This is a genomic window from Marinifilum fragile JCM 15579, assembly GCF_001310955.1.
Lineage (GTDB): Bacteria > Bacteroidota > Bacteroidia > Bacteroidales > Marinifilaceae > Marinifilum > Marinifilum fragile.
The window spans coordinates 1-17,424 of record NZ_BAZX01000035.1; the positions used below are offsets into that span (position 1 = coordinate 1).

At 35.3% G+C, this 17,424-nt stretch carries 8 protein-coding genes; 4 read left to right on the forward strand and 4 right to left on the reverse strand.

Annotated features, from left to right (window positions below):
- Positions 1-43 precede the first annotated feature (43 nt).
- Positions 44-7,792: a hemoblobin-interacting domain-containing protein gene (locus tag JCM15579_RS17635; protein WP_218186225.1), complete on the forward strand. Its 7,749-nt coding sequence runs from the start codon at positions 44-46 to the stop codon at positions 7,790-7,792.
- A gap of 70 nt (positions 7,793-7,862) precedes the next feature.
- Here JCM15579_RS17635 and rocD read toward each other — a convergent pair whose 3' ends face one another.
- The 4 genes from rocD to JCM15579_RS17655 form a co-directional block, all read right to left on the reverse strand.
- Positions 7,863-9,092 (reverse strand): ornithine--oxo-acid transaminase, encoded by a 1,230-nt coding sequence (gene rocD, locus JCM15579_RS17640; RefSeq protein WP_305067111.1) that lies wholly within the window; start codon positions 9,090-9,092, stop codon positions 7,863-7,865.
- A gap of 222 nt (positions 9,093-9,314) precedes the next feature.
- Positions 9,315-10,790 (reverse strand): hybrid sensor histidine kinase/response regulator, encoded by a 1,476-nt coding sequence (locus JCM15579_RS17645; protein WP_172677465.1) that lies wholly within the window; start codon positions 10,788-10,790, stop codon positions 9,315-9,317.
- A 116-nt stretch (positions 10,791-10,906) separates the two neighbouring features.
- Positions 10,907-12,946, reverse strand: a complete 2,040-nt coding sequence (locus JCM15579_RS17650; RefSeq protein ID WP_054722243.1) for a BatA domain-containing protein — start codon at positions 12,944-12,946, stop codon at positions 10,907-10,909.
- Between the two features lie 62 nt (positions 12,947-13,008).
- On the reverse strand, positions 13,009-15,417 hold the full coding sequence (locus JCM15579_RS17655) for a TonB-dependent receptor (protein ID WP_054722245.1): 2,409 nt from the start codon (positions 15,415-15,417) through the stop codon (positions 13,009-13,011).
- Positions 15,418-15,599: 182 nt separating this feature from the next.
- Here JCM15579_RS17655 and JCM15579_RS17660 point away from each other — a divergent pair, with 182 nt between their 5' ends.
- The 3 genes from JCM15579_RS17660 (at position 15,600) to JCM15579_RS17665 (ending at position 17,317) form a co-directional block, all read left to right on the forward strand.
- Positions 15,600-16,829 carry a dipeptidase gene (locus JCM15579_RS17660; RefSeq protein ID WP_054722248.1) on the forward strand — a complete coding sequence of 410 codons (1,230 nt, stop codon included), beginning with the start codon at positions 15,600-15,602 and terminating at the stop codon, positions 16,827-16,829.
- A 63-nt stretch (positions 16,830-16,892) separates the two neighbouring features.
- A complete protein-coding gene (locus JCM15579_RS20340) occupies positions 16,893-17,087 on the forward strand; it encodes an arsenate reductase/protein-tyrosine-phosphatase family protein (RefSeq protein WP_157471543.1) in 195 nt (64 codons plus the stop codon).
- Entirely contained in the window at positions 17,039-17,317 is a 279-nt protein-coding gene (locus tag JCM15579_RS17665; protein ID WP_054722250.1) for a low molecular weight phosphatase family protein, read from the forward strand. Before JCM15579_RS20340 ends, JCM15579_RS17665 begins: the two co-directional genes overlap by 49 nt.
- The last annotated feature ends 107 nt before the right edge of the window (positions 17,318-17,424 follow it).

Here is a 17,424-nt window from a genome sequence, read left to right on the forward strand (position 1 = left end):
AGGAGGAAATTCAGTTCTTCAAACAGCGGGAACTGCCAATTTGGTGGTAAAATCAGATACTTATGCTGATGCAACTGTTTCACAGACCATTGGGCATGGATCAGCTACACAAATTATCATGGTAACACAGCCTGCATCACCTACAGTAAATGGCGGACAATTGGCTACTCAACCTTCCATCAAATTACAAGATCAATATGGTAATGATTGTACCAATGATAACTCAACCAATGTTTCAGTAGCCAAAGGAGATGCTGGAAATTGGAGTCTCGGAGGAGATCTAACTTCAAATGTTAGTTCTGGATCATTGTCATTTACCAACTTAACAGCAAGCAGTAATGAGGCAATTACTGGTGCTTACTTAAGCTTTAGTAGTGCTGGCTTGACTGGTGCAAATTCGGATACTTTTAATTTAGGATTGAATTCAACACCTTCAGATTTAACAGCTGCCAGCAATGCAGATGTTGATGGTAATTTTACCGTAACATTTACGGATGTTGATGGTTGGCAATCAAAAATATCAAGTATTACTTACAATGGAAATGGTGTTGATGCTGGAGCGTATGATAAAACCACTTCAGGACAGATAACCTTTAATCCTTCGTTGTCTACGTCTTTGCAAGTCGCAAGAACTGCTGATTTTGTATTTGTTTCAGATGGCTTTAATGATGCCAGCTTATCTCAAACCATTAATCATGGAGCAGCAAACAAGCTTTCCATTTCTACTCAGCCAGGAGCTCCAATATCTAATGGTGGGGATTTAAATCCACAACCTGCTATTGAGGTGTTAGATCAATATAATAATTTGTGCAGTACTGATGGCGTGAGAACCATTACTGCGGCAAAGAATGATGCTGGAATCTGGACATTGGGAGGAACTTTAGATCAAAGTGCGAATTCGGGTACACTAACTTTTGCTGGCTTGACAGCAAGCAGTAATGAGGAAATAACTGATGCAAACATTAGCTTTAGTTCTACAGGATTAACTGGTATTACATCGGCAAACTTTAACCTGGGATTAAATACGCCTCCAAATTTAACTGCAGCTTCCGGAGCTACGGTGGATGCTGTTTTTGAAATCTCGTATGTGGATAATGTAGATTGGGAATCAAATATCAGTTCAATAACTTTTGATGGAAATACTGTACCTGCAACTGCTTATACTGTGAATTCAACAACCAACAAAATTACTTTTGATCCTGCGGCAGATGCTGTATTGCAAACTGCAAAAACAGCTGATATTGTGATTTCTGTTGATGGGTATAGTCCTGCAATAGTGTCACAAACAATAGGTCATGGAGCTGAAACAAAATTGGTTGTGACAACTCAACCTGTTGCTCCTGCAAACAATGGTGATGTATTTCAAACTCAACCTGTTGTTGAAGTGCAAGATCAGTATGATAATGTTTGTACCAATAATAGCTCTTTGTCAATTGCCGCAAGTGAGAATGATTCTGCAGCATGGAATTTACAAGGAACTGTAACAGGAACAGTATCTTCAGGAAGTTTAAGTTATACCGATTTAACCGCTTCAAGTATTGATGTTGTAAATGGAGCCTTTATTTCATTTTCAGCCTCAGGAGTTACAGGAGCTAATTCTACAACTTTTGATTTGGGACTGAATTCACCTCCTGATTTAACTGGAGCAAGTAATGCAACAGTAGATAACACTTTTGTAATCACTTTTACAGATTCTAATTCATGGCAAAGCAAAATATCCTCCATAACCTATAATGGGAATACCGTTGATGCAGCTGCATATGACAAAAGTATTGGTAATCAGATTACTTTTGATCCATCGAAATCTACGGCTCTTCAAACTGCTGGAATAGCGGATTTTGTCTTTTCTTCAGATGGTTTTAACAACAAAATATTATCACAAGAAATAGGACATGGAGCTCCTGCTTCCATTTATATTGTAACACAGCCAAGTGCACCAACTCAAAATGGCGGCATATTGGCCACACAACCAAAAGTAGGAAGCAAAGATCAGTATGGAAACAACTGCACAGGAGATAATGCCACTGCAATATCTGTTGCAAAAGGTGATGGTGGAAATTGGTCTTTGGGAGGCTCTCCAAATCAAACATTGGCTTCAGGAGAATTTACATACACCGATCTGACTGCTACAAGTGATGAAGTAGTAACAGGTGCATTCCTTACTTTTTCTTCTGGCAGTTTTGCTTCGGTTAATTCCAATACTTTTGATATTCCTGTAAATGCAACGCCTACTCTTTCTGCAGCGAATGAAGCAACGGTTGATAATGAATTTTTTATAAGTTTTACCGAAGATGAAAGTTGGAGAGGAAGCATTAGTTCAATTCAATATGGAGAAGAGACATTGCCGAGTGCTTCTTATAATACAAATGTGGCAGGAAGAATAACATTTACACCTTCTCAATCAATAATATTACAAACAGCAGGTACCAAAACGATTACCGTTATTGCAAGTGGTTATGCCAATGCTACTGTTGAGCAGGAAATAGGTCATGGTATTGCTAGTGTATTATTTATTTCAACACAGCCAGTTGGACCTGGATCAAATGGTGCAACTTTGGCTACTCAGCCTGTCGTTCAAATTCATGATCAATATGCAAATGTTGTCGCATCTGATAATACAACAAATCTTAACGCCGCAGCTTCAGGTGGGGTATGGACTATAGGAGGAACATTGCAATTAACTGCAACCGCAGGTGAAATTACTTTTAATGATTTGACGGCAAGCAGCGACAATGAGGTAAGTAATGCCACTATTACTTTCTCATCATTTTCTTTGAGTGATGTGATTTCAGATGCTTTCACAGTTCCTGCTTTGGATGCTTCTCCAAGTTTGTTGGCTTCTTCAAATGCCACTGTTGATGGTGCTTTTGAAATTTCTTTTGTTGCAAATCCAACTTGGCAATTGTCAATTGATTCTATCCATTATGGTGGAAATTTAATTTCAGAATCAGCATATGATAAAACGCAAGCAGAAAAAATTATTTTTGATCCCGCTAAGGATACAGATTTTCAGATAGCTGGAACAAAAGATATTGAGGTGTTTGCACAAGGATATGCAACAGCTACTGTTTCACAGGCGATAAAGCATGGTGCTGCTGCAGAGATGATTATTGCTCTTCAACCTGCTGCGCCAGCAGAGAATGGTGATGAATTGGCTACACAGCCAGGAATTACCTTGAGAGATCAATATGGTAATGATTGTACTAGTGAAAATTCTATTGAAATTACTGCAGCCAAAGGAGATGCCAATGATTGGACTATTGGGGGAACCGTAACCAAAACGACAGCAAATGGGTCAGTAAGTTATACGGACCTTACTGCATCAAGTCCAGGACCGGTAACAGGAGCTTTTATTAGCTTTTCTGCAACAGATTTAACAACTGTTAATTCCAATACATTTGACATACCTGATTTAAATGCGGGACCAGTATTAACCGCTGCTACGAATGCAACGGTTGATAATGATTTTGAAATTACTTTTACGGATAATGCCGATTGGAGAACAAATATTACAGAAATTAGATATGGCACAAATGTTCTCCCAGTTGCGGCTTACGATGCGAGTGTAACAGGTAAAATTACATTTAAGCCAGCTGAGTCGGCTAATTTACAGCAGGTAGCAAATGAATACATTTACATTACATCAACTTCTTATCTGTTGGACTCTGTTCAACAAGAAATTGGACATGGTGTAGCAACGGATATCCTAATCACCACTCAGCCTTTTGGTCCTGAGAATAATGGAGATTTATTAAGAACTCAGCCTGTAGTAAAACTACAGGATCAATATCAAAATGATTGTACAAATGATAATTCTACAACAGTAGAAGCAAATGCAAGTGGAGGAAGTTGGACTCTTGAAGGAACAGTTTCCCTTATGGTAACAAACGGTGTTGCATCTTATACCGATCTTACTGCCGGGAGTACCGATATGGTTAGTGATGCAACAATTACATTTTCCGGCACAGGACTAACAAACGCGGAATCTAATTCATTCTTTATTCCAGCTCCTCTGTTTGCACCTTCATTAATTGCTTCTACTACCGCAACGGTAGATTCTTTATTTGATGTTACCTTTGCCGAAAATCCGGAATGGCAAGGCAAGATTGATTCAATTTCATACGGTGGCACCATGTTGCTTGAAACGGCCTATAATAAGAGTCAGGCTGGTAAAATTGTATTCGATCCTTCGCAAGATGCAACTTTACAAGAGGCGGCAAGCAAACAAATGCTTGTATATTCAAGAGGATATCAAGATGCTTCTGTTGATCAGGAAATTAAACATGGCGTGCCTGATTCGTTAATTATAGAAACACAACCAACGGCTCCTTTGGTAAATGGTGGAGAATTGGATTTACAGCCTAAAATTTCATTACTGGATCAATATAATAATAGTTGTGATTCTGAAAATACTTATGAGGTACTAGCAAAAAGAGGAGATGCAAATGATTGGACATTAGGAGGAGATACCTTGCAAGCGGTAAGTAATGGAGTGATCAATTATCGTGAATTAACGGCATCTAGTGCTAATGCTGTTACTGGTGCATATTTAATATTCTCAGGAAATGGAATTACTTCTGTAGATTCTGATCCGTTTGATATTCCAGCTTTAAAGAATCCTCCAAATTTGACGGCTCAATTTGATGCGACGGTTGATGCTGATTTTACAATTGACTTTTTTGATTTTGAAGATGATTGGAGATCAGAAATTACAATGATTACTTATCAAGGAAACGCATTGCCTGCTTCAGCTTATACCATCAATACTGATAATATTGTATTCCGTGTTTCAGAAGAGGAATTGCTTCAAAAAGCTGGAACTTTCGAAATAGTAGTTAAAGCCTTAGGGTTTAGTGATGCTACAGTAGAACAGACTGTTGGACACGGGGTGGCAACAAGTATGCAAATTACGCAACAACCTTTAGCACCTCCTATGAACGGAGATGTGTTGGAGCAACAACCAATTTTAGAGTTCTATGACCAGTATTCAAACTTATGTGATTCCGATAATGATAGAATGATACAAGCATCAAGAAGCGATGATGGTGATTGGGATTTGGCAGGTACCATAGAAAAAACTTCTGAAAATGGAGCTGTAACTTATGATGATTTATCGGCTTATTCAACAGGGCCAATTGAGGGTGCCATCATTCAGTTTAGTTCAGAAGGACTTGATGCTGTTACTGCAGATCCATTTGATATTCCAGATGTTGCAACTCCAGCAGTATTAACAGCTGCAGTTGATGCAAGTGTGGATAATCCGTTTAAAATTACCTTTATTGAGGATTCCGTTTGGAGAAATAGAATTAATGTAGTTACAGTTAATGACAGTGTGTTGGTGGAGGAGAGTTATAATTTCACTCAGCCTGGAGAATTGGAATTGATTCCATCAGCCTCAGAATTTCTACAGAAAAGTGGAAGTTTCCAAATCATTGTTCAATCGCGTGGATTTGCTCATGATACGGTTCAGCAAGATATTCAGCATGGTGTTGCAGATAGTATTTTAATTCTTAAGCAACCGATAGGACCAGATGTTAATGGTGAAATGCTTGTTCAACAACCAGAATTGAAATTAGCTGATCAATATTTGAATGATTGTACTACAGATAATTCTACACAAGTAAGCGTTGAGAAGTATGACGACAAGGCTTGGGAACTTGGTGGAACACTAAATATACAAGCAATAGATGGACAAGTTTTATTTAACGATTTGATTGCTACAAGTGAAATAGCCATCGATTCTGCATATTTGCAATTTTCTTTTGCAGGAGACTCTATTGTATCTGATTTGTTTACAATTCCGGTACCAATCATAGAACTAATTGCCGCAGAAAACGCAACGGTTGACAATGAATTTGTAATTCAGGCAAGTGACAATGCAAGCTGGAGAGATTCCATCTCTTCTATAAGTTTTGCAGGAGAAACTTTGGTGGATACATCCTATTTAATTGAAGCTGGATCGATCACATTCTATCCTGAAAAAGACTCTACTTTGTGCATTGCAAGAACTGATACCATTGTTGTAATTGCAAATGGTTATGCAGATGCTAAAGTCGAACAAAAAATCGGACATGGTGTAACAACCAAGATGTTGATGGTTGATCAGCCAATTGGTCCTGAAAATAATGGAGATACTTTGGTTCAACAGCCTAAAATTCAGTTGCGAGACCAGTATGAAAATAATTGTATAACAGATAATAGTACGGAAGTTTTGGTAGATAAATATGCTGATCCGGATAATGATAATTCAGGATTATGGAACTTGGGAGGAATAAAAACAATTACAGCATCTGAAGGAGTGGTGCAATATACAAACTTAAGTGCCACCAGCGAGGATGAGGTGATTGGAGCAAGATTACTTTTTACTTCAGATGGACTTCCAAATGTAGTTTCAGATAGCTTTGATATTGTAAGGCCACCGGCACCAATAATTACACCTGCTGCCAATGCTAATGTTGATGAAATGTTTACGGTTACCTTTACGGAGAATACAACTTGGCGCAAAAAGATATTTGACATTCGCTATGGTATAAGAAGTTTGGAAGGAAAATATGACATATCTGTTCCAGGGCAAATTACTTTCGATCCAGAGGTAACTTCTGTTCTTCAGAAATACGGAGTCGATTCTATGTATGTATATTCTGGATTATACGATACAACCCGATTTGAGCAACCAATTCACCATGGTAAATCGAAATATCTGGTTATTGAAAAGGAACCATCAGCACCTGCAAATAATGGAGAACCATTAATCAGACAGCCTCAGTTAAATTTGCAAGATCAATATAGAAATATATGTGATACGGATAGTGAGACAATGATTACAGTGCGTAAAGCTGATACAGGAGATTGGGCCCTTGGAGGTAATTTAACTCAGACAGCAGTTGAGGGACTTGTAAAATTTACCGATTTAACGGCAAGCAGTGATATGGAAGTGCAAGGTGCAAGGTTGGAGTTTGAAGGTCCTGGTATTATCTCGAAAATATCAAGTATGTTCACAATACCTGAACCAAAAACCAATAGAGCAGGAGAGGCAAGCGCCAATCCGGAACTGGTTTGTTACGGATCTAAATCTAACATTACATTAACAGGATTTGATGGTAGCATTCAGTGGCAGGTTTACAATGAACTAAATGATGCTTATGAAGATCTTGATGGCGAAAATGCAGAATTATTGGTAACTCCTGAGGTTGTCGAGAATAAAATATATCGTGCCAAGGTTTCCAAAGAAGGATTTTCAGATCAATATTCAAATACGGTATCGGTAAGCCCAATGGAACCTCCAGTAGCTGATTTTACTTTCGAAACAGATCGCAATGAGGTTCATTTTACCAATTTGAGCGAACATGTAACTTCCGTTTTATGGGATTTTGGAGATGGAATCATAAGTAGTGAATTCGAACCTTCGCATTCTTTCGTGTTGGATAATGCAAATGGATCTGGTTACGTAGTCACATTAACGGCATCAAACGAAGCTTGTGGCAATAGTCAAAAATCACAACAAGTATTTATTACCACTGGAATTGATGATTTGATTGCTGATAAGGGAATCGTAGTATATCCTAATCCTAACCGGGGAGAGTTTTTTGTTGAACTTTCTGCAACGAATGATGATGGCTTATTGAGGATATTCAACTCATCGGGAGGTATTGTTCTTAGTAAGGAAATTAAACGCAGTTTTAATGCAGACCGATTGGAATTCGACTTGAAGGATCTTCCAGGAGGTATCTATTTCCTAGTCATTCAGTATCCTGATAAAGTGATTAGAACAAAACTTATTATTACAAAATAGATTGATCTAAAAATGAAAAAGGGTGATTCCGATTTGGAGTCACCCTTAATTGTATTTTATGGAGTTCTGTTTATTCGAACTCAGCCATTGTTTTCTTAATAATTTCAATAGCTTCACGCAATTGAGTTTCGTTAATTGTCAATGGAGGAGCAAAACGAATAATGTGACCATGAGTTGGCTTAGCCAATAAACCATTATCACGTAAACGCAAACAAACATCCCAAGCAGTTTTGCCGCCTTTAGGTTTAATTACAACTGCATTTAGAAGACCTTTACCACGAACCAATTCAATCATTTCAGATTTAACTGCTTTCAATTCTTCACGGAAAATCTTACCCATTGCTTCAGCATTTTCAGCAAGATTTTCATCTTTAATTACGTTAAGAGCAGCCATTGCAACTTCACAAGCAAGAGGATTACCACCAAAAGTAGATCCGTGCTCACCTGGTTTAATGCAAAGCATTATTTCATCGTCAGCCAAAACTGCAGATACTGGCACAACACCACCAGATATTGCTTTACCAAGAATCAATACATCTGGACGAACACCTTCGTGATCAACAGCTAATAATTTACCAGTTCTTGCAATACCAGTTTGTACTTCATCTGCAACAAAAAGTACGTTATTTGCTTTACACAAATCGTAAGCTTTTTTCAAGAAACCATCTTCTGGAACGTAAACACCTGCTTCACCTTGAATTGGTTCAACCAAGAATGCACATACATTAGGATCTTTCAATTCTTTCTCTAAGGCCTCTGTGTCGTTGTAAGGAATTACAACAAAACCTGGAGTATATGGTCCAAATCCTTTGTATGAATCCGGATCAGTAGACATAGAAATGATAGTAATTGTACGACCGTGGAAGTTACCATCACAAACGATAATTTTTGCTTCGTTTTCTGGAATACCTTTCACATCGTAACCCCAACGACGAACCAATTTAAGTGCTGTTTCATCAGCTTCAGCACCAGTATTCATTGGTAATACTTTATCGTATCCAAAATAGTTGGTAACAAATTCTTCGTATTTACCCAAGTTATTGCTGTAGAAAGCACGTGAGGTTAGGGTTAGTTTTTGTGCTTGTTCTACTAATGCATTAATAATTTTTGGGTGACAGTGTCCTTGATTAACAGCAGAATAAGCTGATAGGAAATCAAAATATTGCTTCCCGTCAGTATCCCAAACATAAACGCCTTCTCCGCGCTCTAAAACTACTGGAAGTGGATGATAGTTGTGTGCTCCAAACTTAGATTCCTTATTCATATAGTCCTGAGCAGTCATTGTTGCTGTATTTGTCATAACTGGAATATTTATAAGATTTTTAAAATAGGATTAAATTCTGAAAATTCAGTATGCCAATTTTATAACTATTTTTTTGATTTTCCAATGCTTTTAGAAGAAAAAACATAGAAAAAAACGAAAAAAATATTAATCATGACTATTATCATAAATGCAATTGTTAGTTCCTGTTGAATTTATGATTATAGATAAGGTTCTGTAAATTTGATGCTAATAAAGGATTTAAGGTAAATATTTGGACATGGAAAGTAGAAGGTCTGTTTTATTAAAAGGTTTTGATAAATGTTCAGAACAACCAGCCTTTAATGATTTTTCTCTGTCTCCATCCAATGCATATGCTGTTTGAGCTATAATTGCTAGGTCTGGCCTTTTTTTCTTGATCAATTTTGTAGCCTCAAGTCCATTGATATGAGGCATGTTTATATCCATTAATATCAAATTTACCTCCGGATTTTGAAGACTTGCAGTCATGGCTTCTTTACCTGTTTTTGCCCAAATGATATTAATATTAGTTGGTTGTAGATAGGCTTCTAGTATTTTATAATTGGTAAATTGATCTTCGGCTATTACAACTGTGTAATTTTCCCAATTGTATAGGTTGACAGTAGAGTCTGTTTCGTTGATCAATTCTTGATCGATAACATTAGGAATACTGAATTTTACCGTGGTTCCAATTTTTTCTTCTGATGCAATCCATATTTTTCCTCCCAGAAGTTCAATTTCTAATCTGGAAATATATAAACCCAAACCTGTGCCACCAAAGTAGTTTAGTCCATTTTCATCTGCTTTTCTAAATCGTTGGAAAACATCAGATTGATATTTGATTGGAATGCCTTTTCCTGTGTCGTTTACTGAAAATTCAATGGTTTGATTAAGGAAGCGGTATGAGCATGTTATGCTTCCATTCTCGGTAAATTTAACAGCATTGTGCAGCAAGTTACTTAGTATTCCAATTATTTTATTTTGATCCGACTTGATTACATGGTTCGATTCAATATCTGGAAAATTTAATTGTAAATGATCCTTCTTGTTGTTAATTAAAAGCTTTTCTGTAAGGGATTTTACATCCTTCATCATGTTTTGAAGTTTGAAATTCCTTTTCACCGGCTTAGCAGTTCTACTTTCCAGCATTGATACTTTAAGAAGATCTTCAATAATCTTTAAAAGTTGAAGTCCAGAATCTTTAATGGAGCTGGCAAATTTTGGGATATTTTCTTTTATGTTTCCAGATTCAAGTAGTTCGGAAAAGCCTATGATTGAGTTAAGTGGAGTTCTTAATTCATGACTCATATTGGCCAAGAAAGCATTCTTTAGGTTTTCTGCTTCAAGAGCTTTGTTCCATGCTTTGGCAATTTCAAACTCTTTTATTTTGATATCAGTGATATCTTGGAAAAGAACTTCTTCCACAATATCTTCATCTCTGTATACTTCTCCTGTAATTTTCCCTAATCTTAATTCACCATTTTTATAGAAACGAAATTCTATTTCCATTGGCTGTAATTGCATTTGTTTTAAAGATTCTTCAAAAAAAACAAGATCTTCGGAATGAATGTGCTTTTTTAGAGTTTCTCTTGTAGGGATTACATTTCCAGTTTGATAGCCCAGAATTTTGTAAGTCACTTCAGACCACCAAAAATCTTTAGTTGAATAATTGTATACCCAATAACCAATACCAGCAATGCTGTGTATTTTTTTCAATTGTCTAATTTCTGTTGTCGTATTTAATTTAATCATTTTGTTTTTGGGTATATGTTAATACGGCTAAATCTAATTAATTTTAATAGAGGTTATATGGTGAAACAATAAATGTTCGCTTATGTTTTTAATGTTTTGAGTATTCCTTCGATCAAAAAGAATGTTAAAGCCAACAAAATAAATATTCTCCAAAACTGTCTTCCTTCTCTTTTTTCGTTAATAAGCTCAGATAGTTTCATTTTTTCAGAAGAAATTACAGAATGGTTTTCATTCAAGGCCTTAATTTTATTTTCAATTTCTTGTTTTGCGTAATAAGAAAGTTGAGATTCATTTCTAGGATAATTGAAAGAGCAAGTTTGTATAATAGAGTCGTTTAGAGTGATTGTGTAATTTTCTGAAAGCCTTAATTGATCTGCAGTTTTAAGCTGTGTTGATTGGTTTGAGCTGTTTATGCTTAATGGAATAATATCAATGCCAATTCGATCATTTTTAATATGAAACTGCTCTTCATTATTTGGGATAAAAGAGTTTGTTAAATCAATTGTATTATTTTTTCCAATTTGGTAATAGATTTTGCTCCAGTTTGAGTTTGTTTTACTCAAATTGATTAAAGTAGGTACTAATATTGGGTGTGTTATTAGGTTTGTCCATTCACTTTTTAAATTCATACTGAATTGATAAAGTTGTCCTTTCCCATATTGAATTCTTGTAAATAATTTTTCAGAACCCGCAGTTAGCCAAATGGATTCTAATGTTGGATTATTTGGTGTTGATAGTTTGTAGAATTTATAGATGTCAGGTAGACGTGCGTTATCTTTTAAATCTTGAAAGACATCCTGGTATAGATTTGCTTTCGTTTCAACTCTTGAAATTCGTTGTTGAGTGGAGTCGATTTCCAAATAGTTTGGAGCCAAAACATCTGATAAGAATAGGTTTACACTTGTTTCAATTTGCTTACTTGGTATGTAAAGCACATTTCCACCATTTTGCAGATACGTTTGTAAGCTTTGTTTGAAACCACTTTCAATATCTTGAATTTCATTTAAAATAATTAACTGAAATTTATTAAAGGTTTCATTGTGTAATTGGGGTTTGTTAATGTTCTTAATCTTAAAGTTTTTATCTGAACCAAATAGTTTGTTAATGTACTGATTTTCCAATTTCTGATTGACCGATAAAATATGATTTACTTTATTGGTTTTGTAGGAAAAGTACAAATTGTTATCGTAAGTAATTGGGTAATCCTCAATGCTTAGTTTGGCTTGTATTACGCTTAATTGTCTATCGCTATAGCGCAATTTAGTAATTTGAGATGAGCTTTTATTAACATCAATGCTTCCCACAGTTTTCAAACTATCATTTACTGTCAATTGAATCGGAATCTTTTTTAAATCTTTGTCTGAGTGATTCGAAATTTTAACTGATAATTCTTTTTGAGGACCAGTAAAATGTAATGGTTTTTCGAACCAACAAGAGTCCATGACCAGATTGTTTGTAGCTTGCAATTGGAAGAGAACAAAATTCACCGTTAAAAGACTGTCTTTTTGTAGTTTTTCGAAATCAGCTTGAGTTTTTTGAAAATCAGATAGTACATAAACTTCTAATTTCTCAAGAGGTGAATCCAGTCGGATATTATTTATTGTTTTTGATAGTTTTATCGAATTGGAAGAGGGAATTATTTCCTGTATTCTCGCAATGGCTTGATTTTTATTTAAACTAGTAGAGTAGTGTTGTAAATCGTTGCTGTAGATTCTGATTTTAGCATAATCGGGCAATGATTTTACAAGTTCAAATGCACTGTTTTTGGCAACTTCCAGAGCATTCCCTCTTTCAGTTTTACCATTCATACTAAACGAATTATCAATGTAAATGCTAATTAATTCATTGTTTTTATTCGATATTTTTTCTCCAGAAATAGGAATGTAAGGTTGCGAGAATGCAATAATAATACATGCCAAAGCTAGTATTCGTAGCAACAGAACAAGCAGGTTTTTAAGCTTTGATTTTCTTTTGTTCTCGGTATTTAGGTTTTGTAGAAAACGAAGGTTACTAAAAAAGATTTTTTTGTAACGTTTAAAATTGAAAAGATGTATGATGATTGGAATCAATAATATAAAAAGAAACCAAAGGTAATTTGGATGCAAAAAATGTAGCGACATATTTCCTTAACTTAAAAGTATTGGCAAAATAGCTAAAAACTGGATTGAAATAAAGTATTTCTTTAGAATTTCGCACTCAGCTTTACATTCAATTTACGTCCTGTAAGATAATTTGGAATTGCATATTGATTGCCTGAAATATCATTGATCCAAAGGTATGAAACAGTGTTGTTGATATCTAAAACATTAAATACTTCCAAACCAATCCACATGGACTTAAAATGACGTAACAATCCTTTGTTTTTTGTTTTCTCATCTACCAGAATTTTGGAGAACCCCAAATCAATTCGTCTATAATTTGGCATTCTAAAGCTTCCACCATTTTTACCCCTTTTGGGAGTCCAAACAGGCAGTTTCCCAGCATAGAATAATGCAAGGTGCATTTTGTAAGAAGGATTGTTAGGTAAATAATCCTGGAAAAGCATTGAGAAATTAAATCTTTGATCTGTAGGGCGAGGTATAAAGGACTTCTCATCGCCTTTAATATCTTCTTCTGTTTTCATGATGGATAAACTGGCCCAGGATTCCGTTCCAGGAACAAATTCACCATTGATTCTCAAGTCCAATCCGGTCGTGTATCCTTCTGCCTCCTGATCACCATAATATCGTATACGAACATTTTCAATGTCATACGGAGTTACGGAAAGAAGATCCTTGTAGTACAATTCGCTTGAAAATTTAAAAGGACGATTCCATGCTTTAAAGTAATATTCTTGACCTAAAACATAATGGATTGCTTTTTGGATATTGACTTCAGGACTAATATTTCCGTTAATCATTAACATTTCGCGATAAGATGGAATTTGTTGATAAAGACCTGCAGAGAGTTTAAATTTTACTTTGTTTTCCCAGTTTGGGATATAATGAATGGATCCTCTTGGTGAAAAATATCCTTTTTTATTGTAATCCCAATAATGGTAACGAAATCCTCCTGTAAGTTGCAGTTCTCCTTTTTTTGTTTCCAGAATTTGAGTTGCTTGCACAAATGATTTATAGTGCTTTGAGCTAATATTATTGTTTGCATTGCGATTGTATGCCAGCAAAACTTCACTGTCGGATACTGGAACTGAGTAACCAGCAGAATCTTGGTATTGCCATTCATTAATTTTGTTGCTAATATCCTCCTTTTTAACTCCAACTCCCCATTGTAAAAATAAATCGTCCATAGAATGATCTCCTTTTACATCCAAATTATAAACCTCTTGATTGAGTTTGTTTCTGGCATGATCAATAAAAGTTCCTATTCCCAGATTTTCAACACTTTCTGATTGCGATCCTCCTTGAGATACAAATAAATCGCTCAAATAGTATTGTCCCATAATATCATACCTCTCTTCTTCTATGCTTTCGTATCTGCTTCCGATTAATCGGATAAAAGAATTTGAGTTGGGATGATACTTAAAAGTAACTGCCTGAATGTTCGAATTGAATTCATCTTTTTCATTCCCGTCAAAATAGATATCAAGATTCAATGCATTACTAATGGTTCCAAATGAAGTACTCCTGTTTTCAGGTTCAAAATTGTATTTGTTTTGACTAAAGCTAGTCCACAGGTGCATGCTACATACCGAATTGAATTTGTAGTTAACCAGTGCCTGAAAATCCGTGTAATTGGGTTCATATTCACCTTTTGTGTCCAAAGAATTTAACAAATAACGATTGGTTTTATATCTCAATCCAGCCATATAGGATATCTTCCCATTTTTTGACGCATTGGCAAAATGTGTAGATGCACCCATTAAGCTTAACTCGGCAGAAGCTTCAAACTTAGTTGGAGTTTTGTACTTAATATCAAGAACCGAAGACAGTTTGTCACCATATTTTGCATCAAACCCACCAGAAGAGAATTGAACCGAAGAAACCATGTCAGGATTAATAACACTTAAGCCTTCCTGTTGACCAGAACGAATTAAATTGGGTCTGTATATTTGGATTTCGTTGATATAAACAAGGTTTTCATCGAAATTACCACCTCGAACCGAATATTGTGAACTCAATTCGTTATTGGAACTTACTCCAGGTAAAGTTTTAATGACTTGTTCAACAGCTCCACTACTGCTAACCGGAATTTGTTTCAGATGCTTTTTATCAATTGAAATATTTTTATCCCTAATGATTTTATCTGTTTCAACAGTTACTTCAGATAATTCTTGTTCTTTTAATTTTAGCTTGATATTTAGGACTCTATTTTCCGATTTTTTAAGTCGAATTGGCAATTCATAATCCTGAAAAGAGATATGCGTTACCTTTAAAGTAAAGTTCTTATCAAAATCAATTGCTAAATCAAAACTTCCATTGCTATTTGTGCTTGTTGCAATATTTGTTTCAATGATTTTTATGTGAGCACCTCTAATGGGATTATTTTCGGTATCGGTAACTTTTCCGGATATTTTACTAGTGTTTTGGGCAATACTACAAAAAGGAATCAGTAGAATAAAGAAAACAACTGATCTATAAAGGGTTTGAAGCATGAGTTTTTTAGTTTAACAGGATTAAGATACCATATGAATCAGAAATCCGAATATACAAAAGGAAAGACAGAAATTGAAAGCTTTGCATAAAAATTAAATCATCTAATTAACACTTCAATAACTTACAGTTTTAAGTAAGTATCATATCTTTATATTTTCTAACCCCTAAAACTTTAAAAATCATGTTTGGTAAGAGTAACAAACTTTTGATTGTAAGTATGTTTCTGCTTTTTTGTTTTGCCTCTTGTAAAACTCAGGAAGAAAAAGCTGCTGAAATTCACAATCATGCTTTCACAATAGATACTCATGTTGATACACCATATCAATTGTTAAATAAAGATTTCAACATTAGTGAATATCATGCATACAAAAGAGGAGGAAGCTGTGTTGATTTTCCACGGATGAAGAAAGGTGGTTTGGATGGAATCTTTTTCGCAGCTTTTACATCGCAAAGAGATAGAACGGCAGAAAACATTCAGTTTGCTAGAGAAAAAGCAGATGAATTGATTGATTCAATTTATGCTGCATGTGATAAATATTCAGAATTGGCTGAAGTTGCCCTTAATGTAGCTGATGGATATCGCTTGGAAAAAGAAGCGAAACGAGCAATTTACATTGGCTTGGAGAATGGTTTTCCGATTGGGACGGAAATTTCTGAAGTCGAAAGATATTTCAAGAAAGGAGTACGTTACATTACACTATGTCATACTTCGAATAATGATATATGTGATTCTTCGACAGATAGTCATGGTGCAGAATTTGATGGATTGAGTAAGTTTGGTGAAGAGGTAGTGAAGGAAATGAATCGATTGGGAATTTTAATAGACGTTTCTCATATCTCTGATAGCTCATTTTACGATGTAATAAAATTGTCTACAAGCCCGGTAATTGCCTCACATTCGTGTGCAAGAGCAATTTGCGATAATCCCAGAAACTTAAGTGATGAAATGCTAAAAGCATTGGCCGAAAATGGAGGTGTTATTCAAATGTGTATATTGGATGATTACGTAAAAGCTCCGGATAAAAATAGCGAACGTTATAAAAAAGAAATGGAATTGCGTGAGCGTTATCGCAAAATGGGGAAAATGACCAAGGAAGAGGAGCAGAAAATATGGGCAGAATGGAAACAATTGCAAATAGATTATCCCAAGGACAAACCAACAGTTGCTGATGCGGTAGATCATATTGATCACATTATAAAAGTAATTGGAATTGATTATGTGGGGATTGGAACAGACTTTGATGGTGGTGGCGGATTAAAAGATTGTGCGGATGTTAGCCAAATGATGAATATTACCATTGAATTGCTGAAGCGTGGCTATTCTCGAGAGGATATTCATAAAATTTGGGGAGGAAACTTTATGAGGGTATTTAAGCAAGTTGAGGATTTGGCTGAGAAAGCAAAAGCTTAAATGTTTCAAAAAATTGACTGATTAATTTTTTACTTTTGCTCCAATTGATAAAATTAGAAAACTGTGAAAAAAGTTTTAGTAATAAGTGAGAAGAACGAAGCCCGTTCGCAAATGGCCGAAAAATGGCTGAATTACTATGGTAAAAAACATCTAAAAGTTTGGAGTGCTGGATTAGAAAAGGGAATAATTAGTGTTTTGGCACAGAAAGCATGGCAGAAGCTGTTATGGACATTCCAGAATACAAATCGAAAGCTTTAACCGAAATAAAAGAGGAAAATTTTGATTATGTATTGTGTTTTGATAAAGAACTTTCTAATAGCTTGCCTGAATTAAAGGGAAATCCAGAAGTGAAAGTGTTTGATGTGCCAAATCCAGCTACTGTAGAAGGAGAAGAGAAGGTAAAGTTGCAAGCTTACAATGCTGTTTGCAATGCAATTGATGATGCTTGTTTTGTATTTGTTCAGGAACGCTTCCAGATTGTACCATAAATTAACAAATTTATTGATAATAGAAATTATTTACATAGCACTTTAATTTGATAAAGTATATCATATTAACATTAAAAAGAGATTCATTTATTGGATCTTCTTTTTTT

What these genes read in the sequence shown, in the direction of transcription:
- rocD (WP_305067111.1), bottom strand. Translation starts at nt 9,092, where the DNA reads ATGACAAATACAGCAACAATGACTGCTCAGGACTATATGAATAAGGAA.
- JCM15579_RS17650 (WP_054722243.1), bottom strand. Translation starts at nt 12,946, where the DNA reads ATGTCGCTACATTTTTTGCATCCAAATTACCTTTGGTTTCTTTTTATA.
- JCM15579_RS17655 (WP_054722245.1), bottom strand. Translation starts at nt 15,417, where the DNA reads ATGCTTCAAACCCTTTATAGATCAGTTGTTTTCTTTATTCTACTGATT.
- JCM15579_RS17660 (WP_054722248.1), top strand. Translation starts at nt 15,600, where the DNA reads ATGTTTGGTAAGAGTAACAAACTTTTGATTGTAAGTATGTTTCTGCTT.
- JCM15579_RS17665 (WP_054722250.1), top strand. Translation starts at nt 17,039, where the DNA reads ATGGCAGAAGCTGTTATGGACATTCCAGAATACAAATCGAAAGCTTTA.